Annotated in this window: 9 protein-coding genes; 1 reads left to right on the top strand and 8 read right to left on the bottom strand. The window is 42.7% G+C overall.

The features are described from left to right. Window positions 1-11 precede the first annotated feature (11 nt). The 8 genes from E0E36_RS27115 to E0E36_RS27080 all read right to left on the bottom strand — a co-directional run bounded on the left by E0E36_RS27115 (window position 12) and on the right by E0E36_RS27080 (window position 12,998). Complete coding sequence (locus E0E36_RS27115; RefSeq protein WP_130858539.1) at window positions 12-1,106, bottom strand: formylglycine-generating enzyme family protein; 1,095 nt, start codon at window positions 1,104-1,106, stop codon at window positions 12-14. A 65-nt stretch (window positions 1,107-1,171) separates the two neighbouring features. Then, the gene (locus E0E36_RS27110; RefSeq protein ID WP_013663705.1) at window positions 1,172-2,488 is read right to left on the bottom strand and encodes a YeiH family protein; all 1,317 of its coding nucleotides are present in this window, start codon (window positions 2,486-2,488) and stop codon (window positions 1,172-1,174) included. Between the two features lie 98 nt (window positions 2,489-2,586). Continuing rightward, window positions 2,587-3,543 (bottom strand): sterol desaturase family protein, encoded by a 957-nt coding sequence (locus E0E36_RS27105; RefSeq protein WP_130858538.1) that lies wholly within the window; start codon window positions 3,541-3,543, stop codon window positions 2,587-2,589. Between the two features lie 312 nt (window positions 3,544-3,855). Beyond that, window positions 3,856-4,560, bottom strand: a complete 705-nt coding sequence (locus E0E36_RS27100) for a thioredoxin domain-containing protein (protein ID WP_130858537.1) — start codon at window positions 4,558-4,560, stop codon at window positions 3,856-3,858. 33 nt (window positions 4,561-4,593) lie between these two features. Continuing rightward, window positions 4,594-6,426, bottom strand: a complete 1,833-nt coding sequence (locus tag E0E36_RS27095; RefSeq protein WP_130858536.1) for an arylsulfatase — start codon at window positions 6,424-6,426, stop codon at window positions 4,594-4,596. A gap of 49 nt (window positions 6,427-6,475) precedes the next feature. Continuing rightward, window positions 6,476-8,041 carry a RagB/SusD family nutrient uptake outer membrane protein gene (locus E0E36_RS27090; RefSeq protein ID WP_130858535.1) on the bottom strand — a complete coding sequence of 522 codons (1,566 nt, stop codon included), beginning with the start codon at window positions 8,039-8,041 and terminating at the stop codon, window positions 6,476-6,478. Window positions 8,042-8,055: 14 nt separating this feature from the next. Then, window positions 8,056-11,172, bottom strand: a complete 3,117-nt coding sequence (locus tag E0E36_RS27085) for a SusC/RagA family TonB-linked outer membrane protein (RefSeq protein ID WP_130858534.1) — start codon at window positions 11,170-11,172, stop codon at window positions 8,056-8,058. Window positions 11,173-11,558: 386 nt separating this feature from the next. Beyond that, window positions 11,559-12,998: a phytoene desaturase family protein gene (locus tag E0E36_RS27080; protein ID WP_130858533.1), complete on the bottom strand. Its 1,440-nt coding sequence runs from the start codon at window positions 12,996-12,998 to the stop codon at window positions 11,559-11,561. Between the two features lie 156 nt (window positions 12,999-13,154). On the opposite strand from E0E36_RS27080, the gene E0E36_RS27075 reads away from it, so the two are divergent. After that, complete coding sequence (locus tag E0E36_RS27075) at window positions 13,155-14,030, top strand: thioredoxin domain-containing protein (protein WP_130858532.1); 876 nt, start codon at window positions 13,155-13,157, stop codon at window positions 14,028-14,030. Window positions 14,031-14,058: the final 28 nt, after the last annotated feature.

Here is a 14,058-nt window from a genome sequence, read left to right as displayed (position 1 = left end):
CAATAGGGCTGTTAAGGTGCCTGATCCTGTACACACCTGAAGCCTAGGTTATTGCTTGCACTACTCACTTCTCCTTTTCCTCTGCTACCTGCTTTGTAACGTTCACAATATTGCTCGTTACATAAAAATGAGCCGCCTCGTTGGACACGCTTGACCAGCCCCGGTTCGGCCGGATCATAACTATCACTTGGGCCCTTGGGATTATCCTTCTCCGCATGCTCATAAGCATCGGGACGATAGAAATCAGCACACCATTCCCAAACATTTCCTTCCATGTCATATAAACCATATGCGTTTGCTGGAAAGGATTTTACGGGAGCAAGCTCCGCAAAGCCATCTTCTGCGGCATTACTCACCGGAAAATTTCCCTGATAGGTATTGGCAACCCATTTACCTTGCGGTTTTAATTCATCCCCCCAATAATACTTTTTTCCCACTTGTCCGGCACGCGCAGCATATTCCCATTCCGCTTCGGTGGGCAGGCGCTTTCCGGCCCATTTGGCGAATGCCTCTGCATCTTCATAGCTTACTTGAACAACGGGTTCGTTTTCCTTTCCATTAATGTTACTCCCAGGCCCTTTAGGCTGTCGCCAAGAAGCTCCGGGCACATACTTCCACCATTGTAGATGGTTATTTAGATTTACCGGCTCTTTGGGGGGCGTGAATACCGCCGATCCCGGAACGAGTAAATCCCTCGAAACTCCGGGGAAGTCGGCCGGGTCCAGAGCCCTTTCCGCTACGGTGATGTAACCGGTAGCCTCTACAAACTTAGCGAATTGCGCATTGGTTACCTCGTGCTCATCCATCCAAAAATCATGGACCTTCACCTCATGAATCGGCTGGGTATCAGCAAACTCGCTTGAACCCATTTGAAAAAAGCCTCCTTTAATAAAAACCATCTTCGCATCATCAGCTCCTTGTAACAGGTTTTCTTGTGTCTTTTTTACGGCTGCAGCTCGTGAAGGAATTCCTTCTGAAACACACATTGCTACGGAGTCTTTTTGATTGGCTGATTTATCCGCAGTTGAATTACAGGCTGATAATATCATTGCTCCGCCTACCAAAGCCTGAATCCATCGATTGCTATAGTTGTTCATAGATTGCATAATATCGCTTGCACTGTTTGCTCCTTCTTTAACCTGTCGTAAATTTCATTCCTTCTCCTATTCATCTATCCGAAAAGAAGCATTGCCAGTACTAAGGTAAGGATGATATTAAATAACTGAGCGATTAGAAAAACCCAAAATGGGCGCTTGCTATTCTCTCTGATTAAATCCTTAAAGTTTGTTTCTAAACCGATACTTGTAAACGCAAGGGCAAACCATAAGCCTTGTATACTTTTTATATCCCCTTTTACCGACGCCACCGTATCGGGTTGCAAGAAAAATGAAAATAATAAAGACGCGGCGATAAAGCCTAAAACAAATTTGGGGAAACGTTCCCAAATGACACCTAAACTCGGTTTGTTGGCGGCTTCCTTTCCTGCAGGATGATTGGTATAGGTCCAATAAACAGAAATAGCAAGTGCAGCTACTCCCAATAAGACGTTTTGAGAAAATTTAACGATCGTGCTTATTTTTAGCGCCGTTTCGCCTACCAGGGAACCGGAGGCTACCACCGCTCCCGAGGTATCGATACTTCCGCCTAACCAAGCTCCTGTTACTTCTTCCGAGAAACCAAAATAATTCGCGATGTAAGGCATGATAATCATCATGGGAATAGCCGTAATTAACACCATAGAGACAACATATGATAATTTCTTGGAGTCGCCTTGTATAGCGCCTGATGTAGCGATGGCGGCAGAAACCCCGCAAATGGATACGGCACTGGATAACATTAAACCCAATTCTTCATCTATCTTAAACTTCTTACATAGCCAAAAAGAAAAATACCACACTGACAATACAACAACTAAGGATTGGATGAGGCCTAGTGAACCCGCTTTGAGGATATCGGAAAAGATCACATTTGTTCCGAGCAATACCAAGCCTATTTTCACCAAAAGTTCGGCCGATAAGGCTTCTTTAAGCCAAACAGGCAGTTTAACCGTATTGCCTACCAATAGGCCTACAAGCAGACTGAAAATAACGGCTTCCAATCCCAGATCTTCCATCGTTTTATTGCCTGCTAATAGCAAGGCGAGTGCCGTTAAGAAAAATACAACGGGAAAACCGAGCAAATATGGCTTTATTCTTCTACCTGTTAACAGCCCCCCCAGAATCAGCAGCGCAAAAGTAAAAATAAGCTGCTTGAATAGCTTGAGGAGGTTCGCAGCTTCAAACACGGAAGACAAGCTCTCAATAGCTGACCATTTGTACTTGGGTGCTTCCACGTGAAAACCTAAAATAGCAAGGCCGATAATGATGAAACCCAATATCACGACGGTCCAATCCTCTGTAAGAAAATTCCGCTTCGGTAGATTTTGTAATTCCGGCGATAAATCTTGTTCCTGAAGAACGGTTTCGGCCGATGTTATTCCTTCACTCATATTTTTTAGTATCTGATTTGATTAGTATGGAATCAAATCTATCATAATATGTTAACATGAGAAAGGATTTTTTTAAAAAATCCTTTCTCATTACCAGCTTAAGCGGTGAACCTCGGTTGAATTCCGTCGGTTTCCAAGGGTGCGGTTACTTCTTCCTTTGTGTTATTTACTTCCACCTCATTTGGTTGGATGTCTTCGCGTACCATCGGGCCATGTGCAGCCAATTCGCTTCCGGGCACGCTGGATTTTAATAGGGGCCAAAGGAGCTGTGCGTACCACTCATCACCTTCATAATGAGAAATACCATAAGATTTCGGGTATTGCCGGGTTATTAACGCCGTCCCAAAAATAACATCCCAAAGGAAAAACATATTACCGAAATTTCCTTTGTAATATCCTATCCCATCATCGGTTGTATCTGCATGGTGAGCATGATGGGTTGCCGGTGTGGAAATCGTTCTTTCAAGTATCCATGCAAGTGGATGAAGCCATTTTTTTTCATAAAAAGGTTTATCCCATTTAATACTCGAATGTGCCATTTTAGTAATCAATGACTTTATTCCCTTTGCAAACAAAGCAGGGTAACCTAAACCTAAATACACTAAAATAACTGTTAAGTAAGTTTGCGAGAAAAAGATCGTATAAATAATATTTTGTCTGGATGCCATGGCCATTCCCATATACGAAGCCGAATGGTGTGTTCGATGAAATCGCCAAAGCCAGGGGATTTCATGATGAAGCCGATGATACCAATATTGCGTCAAATCGTCATAAATACAGATAATCACAAAGCCCCAGAAAAAGGGAACCCACTCAAATGCATCCTTTGCGTGCGGTAAAACGAAGGGAACAAGTTTCAACCCAAAATAAGCCACTAACGGCCTTGTCACCAATCTAGGCAAAGCATAGCAGGCAAGGTCAAGTATTTTTTCATTTCGATTCCATTCCTTTCCGTAAAGGCCTAACGAAAACTCAGCAATACCGACAATCAGCGTCAGCACCGCAAGCCCCCATGTGTTTAAATTTTCAAATATGGCTTCAATAAATTGTATCATAATAATGTGTCATTAAGGGATAATGGATAATAGTTCTACACGCATCTACTTAACCCAAGGTTTTTCACCGGTCAAATAGAAATAAAGAAACATGAGCAAAATGGGTAGTGCGCAAATAAATATACTAAGCAGGACATTTCTTACAATCCGATCTTTAACTTCTTTTTCCAATTTCATTTCAATACCTCCTATGCAATAAGTTTTTGTAAAAAGCTAATCGTAAAAAAGATAATCAACACGGGAATGGCTGTTACTACAAGGCCTACCAGTATTTTTTTTGCCAACAAAACAATATCTTGAAAAGTCATGTCATTAAATTTTATGTTTATTCAACTCGGTAAGAATTTCTTCTTCCGAACTCAGTCCATGTTTTTTCCAAACCACCTCTTTTCCCTTGTATAAGATGAGTGTCGGTAATGCGTCCACAGCTAGCGCTTTCGTTAGCTGCTTATTATCGTAGGCTTCGATATTAACCAATTTAAGTTTATCCTTATTTTCTTCCGCTAACTTCTCCACGATCGGTTTCAGTTTTTTACATCCGCCACAATAACGAGATCCGACATCAACTAATACCAACTTTTCTGATGTAATTTGCTCGTTAAATCCTGCCAATGACAAACCATCTCCCACTGTCGATTCAACGGGTTTCCCCTGTGCTATCCATTTACTAAGTCCTCCCGGAAATTCATACACCTCCTTAAAATGCAGTGCGCGCAAAACCGCAGCCAACTTAGCACTTCGCCCGTTGCCAATAGAGTAAATAAATACGGGCGCCTCCTTTCTTAATTTCGATACTATTGATTTAAACTGCTTTTCATCGGATACATTCAGCGCTCCCTTTACGTGATTTTGTATAAACTCTTCTTCAGAACGAGCGTCCAAAATTTGGGGATCAGGTCCGGCAGCCAATAGCTTTTTTTCAAATGTCTCGAAAGGCAATAGGTTAGTTGTTTTTTCTTGTGCCATTACTGCCTCTAGCGTGAACAGTAATAGCACGCCTAAGATTAATTGTTTCATCTTTCTATATCTGATTTATTTGACACCGAGTTATTATTGTTTTGACAATGTATTTCGCCTATCAGTAACATCATCCCAGGTTATATAGGGGTATATATTGTTTTTCTTTGCTTCCTCCTCGAATAACGCTTTCAGCTCCTCGAGTTTAGCGGGATTTTTCTTAGCCAAATCATGTTGTTCATTGAAGTCTTCATGAAGGTTAAATAGCTGCCAGTCGATATGGTTGGGGTCTTCAAAGCTCACATTGCGACTTTTCCCCCCTTTACCATCGGCAATCTTAAAGGCCAAGCTTGCCTTCCAACCGTCTTTATAGATAGCCCGTGAACCGAAAATGTAATAGTATTGGACGGAGTGACGTGATGGAGCGTTCTTTTCAGCAAAAGAATACAACAAAGACGTTCCTTGAATGGTATCCTGTTTAATACCACGGATATACGCAGGCGCTTTAATATTGAGAAATTCCAGCGTGGTGGGTAATAAATCGTTCACATGGCCGTATTGATTCCGAATCCCTCCTTTATCCTGAATCGATTTCGGATAAAAAACAATTAACGGATTTCGTGTTCCGCCCTCTGCGTGCGCATCTTGCTTCCAATATTTAAATGGTGTATTGGCAGCTTGAGCCCACCCTAAAGGATAGTTTCCATTGGTGGCTTGAGGAGTGCCGATCAGATCGAAATTTGCCAGATTGACCTTGAGCGCCTCCTCTTCGCTCAGATCCTGTTGCAGGGCAGCTGTCGGCGAGCGCTTGATGGTACCGTATAAAGTTCCTTCTTTACTGGCTCCGTTATCTCCGAGAATGACAAAAATTAACGTATTATCCAACTGATTGATCTCTTTTAGGTGATTCACTAAACGACTTACTTCATAATCGGTATAAGTTAAATAGCCTGCATAGACTTCAAAAAAGCGAGCATATACCTTTTTCTCGTCAGCCGATAATTTGTCCCAGGCTTTGATATTGGGATTTCGTGCAGGCAAGCTGGCATTAGCCGGTATGATACCCAATTCCTTTTGCCTTTTAAATACTTGTTCTCGGTAATGATCCCAGCCCTTATCAAATTTTCCTTTATATAAATCCCGCCATTTAGGTTCCACTTGATGCGGTGAATGCGTAGCTCCCGGGGCATAATACAAAAAGAAGGGTTTGTCAGGCGCTGCACTTTTTTGTCGGTCAATAAAGCTGATCGCTTTATCGGTTATTTGCTCGCTCAAATGCTTGCCATTGGGCGTGACGTGTGCATTGTCTTCTACTAAATCCGGTTCATATTGGTCTGTTGCCGACCCAAGAAAACCAAAAAAATGTTCGAAACCCTTACCGGAAGGCCATCGGTCAAAAGGGCCTGCATCCGTTGCGTCCTGATCAGGTGTCAATCCGTACTTCCCCACGGCGAAAGTGCTGTAACCCTGTTCTCTTAATATTTCGGCGATGGTACCTTTGTCAGCAGGTATTCGGCCATCCCAGCCCGGAAAGCCAAATGCTGACCAACGGTGGGAGAAACCACCCTCATGTACACGATGGTGATTACGGCCTGTTAGAAGAGCCGCTCGCGTGGGCGCACAGATGGCTGCGGTATGGAAATTGGTATAGCGCAAACCATTGTTCGCTAAACTGTCAAAAGTTGGGGTATTAATTAAACCACCGAACGTACTGCTTGCTCCAAATCCAACATCATCCAATAAAATCCAGATGACATTTGGCGCGTTCGAGGGGGCTTTTATGGGGTCTACCCAAGATTCCTTTGAATTCGCATAATTGGTACCAACAACACCTTTAAAAGGTTCTTGCTGTTGCGTGATATTTTGCCCCTGTACTGCCGAGAGCGTACCTAGCAAAAAGAGAGAAGTATTGATTATTTTCTTCATAATAATAATTGATTATTGGGAGTCATTTTATCTTGCATATACAATGTTTTTAAAAACCGGGGTTTTGTGTTAGCAAATGATTGTTGTCGATTTCTGATTGCGGAATAGGGTATAATTGATGTTTCTCTGCAGCGTTAGTCTTACCCACCTTATGTAGACTTTTTACAAAAACACTGTTGCCCGAAGCATCTTTCTCTCTGATCAGATCAAACCAACGTTGATATTCATATACTAACTCCAGCCTTCGATCAAGGTAAACCGAATCGCGAAATTGATCCTTGGTGAGGCCAGGTGTCAAATCGGGTAGTCCCGCTCTCCTTCGCACGCGATTGATCGACTGATACGCTTTAAGGGTAGGGCCATTCTGCTCATTTTCTGCTTCGGCATGAATCAATAAAAGTTCCGCATACCGAATAATAGGTACATTGGCGGCTGATTCACTTGGGACAGCCGTGGAATTGGGATCCCACCATTTATGAAAAAACGGCGTCGAATCTCCCGGTACGGCGGGGTTGTTAAGCGGAAGCGCATATTGACGTCCGTTCGTCGGACTGATGAAACTGGTAACAAAAGTGACAGATCGGCGTTTATCGGATGGTTTATACAATTTATAGATACTGAAAAAATTATCGCTACCTTCTTTATAATAACGTACCATATGCGCATAGTTCCCTCGCAATCCCGGAACACCGCTCAATATGGCACGTGGATTTTCATTATTACCCTGATTAAGGGAATTTGACTTAAACTGGGCTGAAAAGATGTGTTCCTTCCCATTTTTAAAATCGGGAAGAAATACCTCGGCATAGTTTTCGAAAAGATCGTATCCGTAATTTCCGGTACCACCATCTTGGGCAGAGAGCACTTCTTCAGCTGTTAGCACGGCATTGGCATAATTGTCCTCCAGCTTCAATGGTAAAGATGCTTCCGTTAAATAAACTTTTGCCAATAAAGCTTTCGCAGCGCCAGCCGTTGCCCGGCCGATATCGGGCGCTGCATAGCGATCCGGCAATACTTCCGCAGCTTCCTTTAGGTCCTTTTCAATCTGTGCGTAGACCGCTGTGCTAGGTGTCCGCGCAATTGCATAATCGTTGGCATCAATATAGGTTTCATAACTAAGTACTAATGGAACGTCGCCATACAAGCGAACGAGATTAAAGTAGTATAAGGCACGTAAGAATTTTGTCTCGGCCAGTAACCTGTTTTTTAAACTGCTGTCGAAATCTATGTTGGGGATTTTTGCTAAAGCCACATTGGCACGCTTAATAGCCGCATAATGCTGCTGCCAGATTTCATAAATTCGGAGATTGGTAGATGAGTGGGCCAGAACGGAAAGTGACCGTACATCCGGGTTCGTCGCTCCAGGGCCTGGATCCTCATCATCACCGGCCATGTTCATCCCGGTATTAAATAAGGTGTTGTAAGGTGTTTGAACAGAAGATCCGCCCGAGTTAAGAAAAAAATATACCGCGTTTACCGCATTGAGTGCATCATCCTGTGTCTTATAAAACTGATCTTCCGATATAACGGAGGCGGGCTCCTCTTCCAGAAATTTCTTGCAAGAAGAAAAACTAAGTCCGATAATGAGTATTAAGATATAGCTAAGAATTTTCATATTTCACGCGTTATTTATAATGTCAATGAGAGTCCAAGTTGAAAAGATCGACTATTAGGGTAAACACCTTGGTCAATTCCCTTATTAATTAAAGATTGTTCGTTTAAGCTCACCTCCGGATCAAAGCCCGTATAGTCGGTCCACGTCCATAAATTTTGTGCTGATACATAGATGCGAAGTGAATCGAAGCCCGAATTCCCAAAAACTCGTTTGGGTATGGTATATCCAAATGATAGATTTTTCAAACGGAGGTAAGTTGCGCTTTCAATAAAGCGGTCGGAAATGGTAATTGCCGGGTCTTGAAAAGCAGCCTTTACATCCGTATCGGTGTGGTTAGGCGTCCAGCGGTTTAGCAGCACTTTGGACGCATTTACATAACCGGTACCTAGTTCCAAATTAGCCCGATTGGCATTGTAAATTTTCCCGCCTACAGAACTCTGAAAGAAAACGGATAAATCGAAACCTTTATAAGAAAAGTTATTGGTAAATCCGGCCGTAAATCCAGGTTGATTGGAGATCACAACTCGATCCCCTGCCTGTGTAATTTGACCATCACCGTCGATATCCTTATATTTTTGTCCACCTGGATTTTTGTTTTGTTGCGGTGTTAGGGGCGTGTCGCCTTCTTGAATGATGCCATCGGTTTGGTAAACGATAAAAGAGCCCAATGGATAGCCTACCTTAGCAATGGAGGGTTGTGAGATTACCGGAATAATTTGATCGACGCCCTCTCCCAAGTCAAGAATCTTGTTTGTATTTTTAGCGAAAACCAAGATAGATTTCCAGGTAAAATCTCCGATCAAATTATTCGAGTTGACATATACCTCTATTCCTTGATTAGACACCGCTCCGATGTTCTGATAGATGGTGGACGCTTGTCCGCCTCCGAACTCGGCTAAGCCTGACGTCCCGGGCACGGTACGGCTTAGGAGCAGATCGGTCGTTTTTTTATAATAGTAATCTGCAACTAAACTGATCCGATTGTTAAAAAAACCTACGTCAATTCCACCGTCAAATTGAAAGGTCTTCTCCCAGCCCAAATCCGGGTTTGGGACCGTTATAGGTGCGAAACCGTGTACGGTTGTATTGGAGAAATTATATCTAAAGTAGCTCAATCGCGATAGCGACTGATAGGACGGGATATTTTGGTTGCCTGTTGTACCCGCGCTTAAGCGAATTTTAAGCTGGCTTATCTGTTTTACATTCTTAAAGAATGCTTCATTACTCACATTCCAACCAAACGCCGCTGAAGGGAAATATCCCCATTTATTCCCAGCCCCAAACTTAGAGGATCCATCAGCCCTAAACGTTAGGGTGAATAGATATCGACTGTCATAAGCATAGTTCACTCTTGCCAGATAGGAGGCAAGCGACCATTCATTGGCAATCGAGCTCGGTGTTCTATTGGTTACGCCCGTCCCTAAATTGTTAAAGCTAAAGGCATCGGTCGCAAATCCAGCTGCTTCCGCAACGGTGCCTTCACTGTTCGATTGCTGTGCGGTAAACCCTACCACGGCATTGATCCTGTTCTTTTCACCGATCACCTTGTCGTAACTTAACGTGTTTTCGTTTAACCAGTTGGAGGTAAAAACAGAGCCGACTTGTGCCAAGCCCCCTAAATCCAAACCTTCGGCGGTGGTTTTTGGTAAATAACGATTCTGTTTATTATCGACAATGTCGACACCTATCAGCACTTTCGCTTTTAATCCTGTAATGATTTCATATTCACCCGCGATATTCCCCAGCAAGCGATTGGTTTTTGTTTCATTTAACTGATTGTATAGGGAGTTGATAGGGTTCTGTAAACTTGATTCGAAAGGACTATAAATTACATACGAACCGTCGTCCTGATAGATGGGAAGAGACGGCGGGGTCAATAATAAATTAGCGACAACTGCTGTTGGGGCAACATCGGCTTTCGACTGGCTTGCTGAAATATTGCTTGTAAACTTTAATTTTTCATTGTAGTCGTGGGCAACATTTATTCGTCCGGATATTCTTCTAAATCCGGTGTTTTGTAGAATCCCATCTTGATCAAAATAGTTGCCTGAGATAGCTAACCGGGTTTTTTCGCTCCCTGCTAAAATAGACAAATTGTGGTTTTGAATAGGTGCTTCCCGAAAAGCGGCCGCCTGCCAGTCGGTCCCCACGCCACTCGTATCTAATGAATAGCCCGACACCGCTGGAAGCGAAGCTGATTTACCTGAGTTAACGGCCGCATCCTTTCGCAACTGCCACCATTCCCCGGCGTTCAATAAAGGGATGGTTTTTATCACCTCCTGGAAGCCATAGTACCCATCATAATTTATAGAAGATTTATTCCGACTTCCACTTTTAGTAGTGATAATCACCACGCCGTTAGCGCCCCTCGATCCGTAAATCGCAGTTGCCGAAGCATCTTTCAATACATCAATAGACTCAATGTCAGAGGTGTTAATGGTAGATAAAGGGTTTATTTTGGAACCCGTAGTGACGCCGGCGTCGTTTAGTGAATAGTCGTTATTAAGCGGAAAGCCGTCTATAACATATAAGGGATCACTGCCGGCCGTAATGGAGTTATTCCCCCTTATCTGCACACTCACTCCGCCGCCTGGCTGACCAGAGGTTTGCGTAACAACCACGCCCGGTACAGATCCCTGTAATAGGCGCTCCGGAGAAGCGACAGGTTGGCTCTTTAGCTCTGCCGGAACAGAAGCAACCGATCCCGTCAGGTCACCACGTTTTTGTGTACCATAACCTACCACTACCACGTCTTCCAATTGGTTGAAATCGGGCTCTAGTCCAATGGCTATTGGACTTCCCGTTGCAATAACTTTCTTAACTTTATAACCAATATAGTTAATGATAAGTGTATAGGGGAACTTTTGTCCGGTGATAAAATTGAATTTCCCATCGCCATCCGTACTAGCTTTATGGGTGGTTCCTTCAATCGAGACAGTGGCGCCCGGGAGTGGCTCTTTCGAGTTACTATCAAACACTTTTCCATCGAGTGTGGAATTGATCAAAGGCTTTGTAACCTGTGCACATAGATTTCCGCTTAAAAATAAAAGAAGAGTTGACAAAAATAGTTGCCATAAATTTTTGTGGAACGGAAAAACAAGCCTATATAGTTTAGCAAAATGATTAATCATTGTATATTATTGTTAGTTGCATACAGCTTCGTAATCGACACGAAGTGATTAGGAAAAGCAAAAGATGAAATCGTTAGAAAATGGAATAATTTGCGGAGATGGGTTGTTAGCAACAACAGGAATAGCACATGGCTGATTGCATAGAATGGATCGTAAAGGCGGGACTATTTAGGCGTTTTTTAATGACCTCTTCCTTCTTTAAGGGCGTTCTTTGTTCAATTGTATTCATTTGTATGTTTTTGCTGATTTTAATAAATAGACTACTTATTTAGTAGACATTAAACTCAACACAAATATACAGGCATGGAACATGCATCGTTAGGAATAAAAACTTCCTATTTAGGCTATAAATTTTACCTATTTGGCCTAAGATCGCTTATGTAATGCTAAAAATCTACTTCAATTCCGAAACGCTTTTTTAATGCTTGTTTTGCGGCATGGTATCCACACATCCCATGCACACCTCCACCGGGAGGCGTTGAAGAAGAACAAATATAAATGTCTTTCGCAGGCGTGCCGTAGGGCGACCACCTCAAAGCGGGTCTGGTATATAATTGTTTAAGATCCATTACGCCTCCATTGATGTCGCCACCTATATAGTTTGGATTGTAGATTTCATAGGCATGTGTATTCATGCATTGCTTGGCAATTATTTGATCTTTAAATCCCGGAGCATATCGTTCTACTTGTTGTTCAATAGCCATGGTCATATCAACAGTTGAACCGTTTGGGACATGGCAATAGGCCCAGGCAATTTGATGATTCCCCATTACGCGGGTGGTATCGAACAAACTCTGTTGGGCAAGCAGTACAAAAGGTCTCTCCGGATGTTTCCCTTCCCAGACTTGTCGTTCTGCATGGGCAATTTCCTGTAGACTATTACCGAGATGTACAGTGCCGGCTTTTCTGCATTGCTCTGACTGAAAGGGTATAGGACCGTCAAGCAACCAATCAATTTTAAAAACACCCATCCCATAGCGATATCTGCCAAGTTGTCTCCGATAGGAGGCATGGAATCGATCCCCTGCAATTTGTATCAATTGCTTTGGCCCTAGATCAAAAAGAAATGCTCGGGCCGTAGGAAGCTTTTTAAGCGAGTCTACATAAAAACTTGTTTCAATGTCCCCGCCAATCGACTTAAAATAAGAAGCCAAGGCATTGGCTATTTGCTGCGATCCGCCTCGGGGAATAGGCCAACCTCCGGTATGACCGGCGATAGATAGCACCAATGCCACCGCCGATGTAGTCATATAATCTAAGGGCAACATGGAGTGAGCCGCCATACCTGCCCATAGAGCTTTCAGTTCTTCGGTTTGAAAGCGTTTTGCGAGTTGCGTTGCCGATAGAAGTGCGTTCTTGCCAAAACGTATGAGCGGGAAAGGATTCGAAGGTATATGAAAAGGGGCTAATAAGTCGCTGATCAGTGTGGGCCATAACTTTGTTAAGGGTTTAAATAAATGAATGTAGGCGTTTTTATCTGTATTGAACTGACCGGATGTTTGCTCTAGTGAAGAAAAAAGCCCTACAGCCTTCCCCCCGTCTAGGGGATGAGCCGCCATAATCGGCGGATTTATGTAAGTTAACCCATGCTGTTCAAGGGGTAATCTCTTGAAAAAGGGAGATTGAAGTGCCATCGGGTGTATAGCAGAACATATATCATATATATTTCCTGAATCCATAAATTGTGCGGATCGTAGGCCGCCTCCTATTGTTTCCTTCGCTTCTATCAGTAAAACTTCCAATCCGGCTTTCTGCATGGTGATGGCTGCTGCCAACCCATTGGGGCCGGAACCCACCACAATCGCATCGTAAGAATCCTTTGTCATCTGTAAATAATTAGTTCGTTCGTGTTTGTTTTATTTATGAACCCTTTGTGGTTTAAACACAACCGGATATTGTAAATTACGTGAATAAATTTACATTCCACTGTGTGATGAACATGAAATTTTAAACATGGGGGTTCATTTTATAAAGATAGATGCATGGAATATAAATTTCGAAATGGCAGCGGTAAGCAATGGGCGTTAGACTTGTACAGGCCGCCTCATTATCACCGTGGCGAATTTTATTTAGTATTTAAAAATCGGATCTGTTACTTTTGTAATATTAATTTAGAAAGTGTTATGGGATTACGTATAAAATTTAGGTATATGTTGACCTGTTGTTTGTACGCTTTGTATCTACAAGGGTGTGCAATGGCCACGCAGGAAGAAGGACCTTTGACGGCCAAACAGTATCAACAAAAACTAAAAGATAACTCCTCTGAGACTGTTCAGTTGATCGACGTGCGGACTGCTGATGAGTTTGCGGATGGACATCTTGAGCATGCGCTTAACATTGATATTAAGGATAATGATTTCGACAAAGAGCTTAGTCGTTTGGATCGGACAAAGCCTGTATTTGTATACTGCCTGGGAGGAAGTAGAAGTGCAAAGGCAACGGCAACATTAAAAGAGCTTGGATTTAAGGAAATATACGATTTAAAAGGTGGTATTATGGCCTGGAAAAATGAAAATTTGCCTGTAACACCTGGAGAGAAGCCAGTGAAAAAAGACTTATTCACCAAGACAGATTTTGACAAGATTTTGCATGAAAACAAAGTTGTTCTGATTGATTTTTATGCAGATTGGTGTATCCCTTGCAAGGAGATGGAACCGACTTTGAAAAAATTAGCTAAGGAGTATGAAGGAAAGGTGTTCATTTATCGGTTAAATATTGATCAAGCCAAGGCTTTGACCCGTGCGATGAAGGTGGAGGGAATACCGGTTTTTCATCTTTATAAGCAAGGAAAGTTAGTAAAGGAAGCGCAAGGCTTTCAGCAAGAAGAGCAATTGAGAAATTTATTGAAATCTATATAAATAATTCAATCGATACAAAGGGAAACGT

Source organism: Olivibacter jilunii, assembly GCF_900607235.1.
Lineage (GTDB): Bacteria > Bacteroidota > Bacteroidia > Sphingobacteriales > Sphingobacteriaceae > Olivibacter > Olivibacter oleidegradans.
Note: the sequence above shows the minus strand (reverse complement) of the source record. Positions and strands in the feature narration are given on the sequence as shown.

Excerpts from the sequence above, each read along its gene's own strand:
- E0E36_RS27080 (WP_130858533.1), bottom strand. The coding sequence starts at position 12,998 with ATGACAAAGGATTCTTACGATGCGATTGTGGTGGGTTCCGGCCCCAAT.
- E0E36_RS27090 (WP_130858535.1), bottom strand. The coding sequence starts at position 8,041 with ATGAAAATTCTTAGCTATATCTTAATACTCATTATCGGACTTAGTTTT.
- E0E36_RS27075 (WP_130858532.1), top strand. The coding sequence starts at position 13,155 with ATGGAATATAAATTTCGAAATGGCAGCGGTAAGCAATGGGCGTTAGAC.
- E0E36_RS27085 (WP_130858534.1), bottom strand. The coding sequence starts at position 11,172 with ATGATTAATCATTTTGCTAAACTATATAGGCTTGTTTTTCCGTTCCAC.
- E0E36_RS27115 (WP_130858539.1), bottom strand. The coding sequence starts at position 1,106 with ATGCAATCTATGAACAACTATAGCAATCGATGGATTCAGGCTTTGGTA.
- E0E36_RS27110 (WP_013663705.1), bottom strand. The coding sequence starts at position 2,488 with ATGAGTGAAGGAATAACATCGGCCGAAACCGTTCTTCAGGAACAAGAT.
- E0E36_RS27095 (WP_130858536.1), bottom strand. The coding sequence starts at position 6,426 with ATGAAGAAAATAATCAATACTTCTCTCTTTTTGCTAGGTACGCTCTCG.
- E0E36_RS27105 (WP_130858538.1), bottom strand. The coding sequence starts at position 3,543 with ATGATACAATTTATTGAAGCCATATTTGAAAATTTAAACACATGGGGG.
- E0E36_RS27100 (WP_130858537.1), bottom strand. The coding sequence starts at position 4,560 with ATGAAACAATTAATCTTAGGCGTGCTATTACTGTTCACGCTAGAGGCA.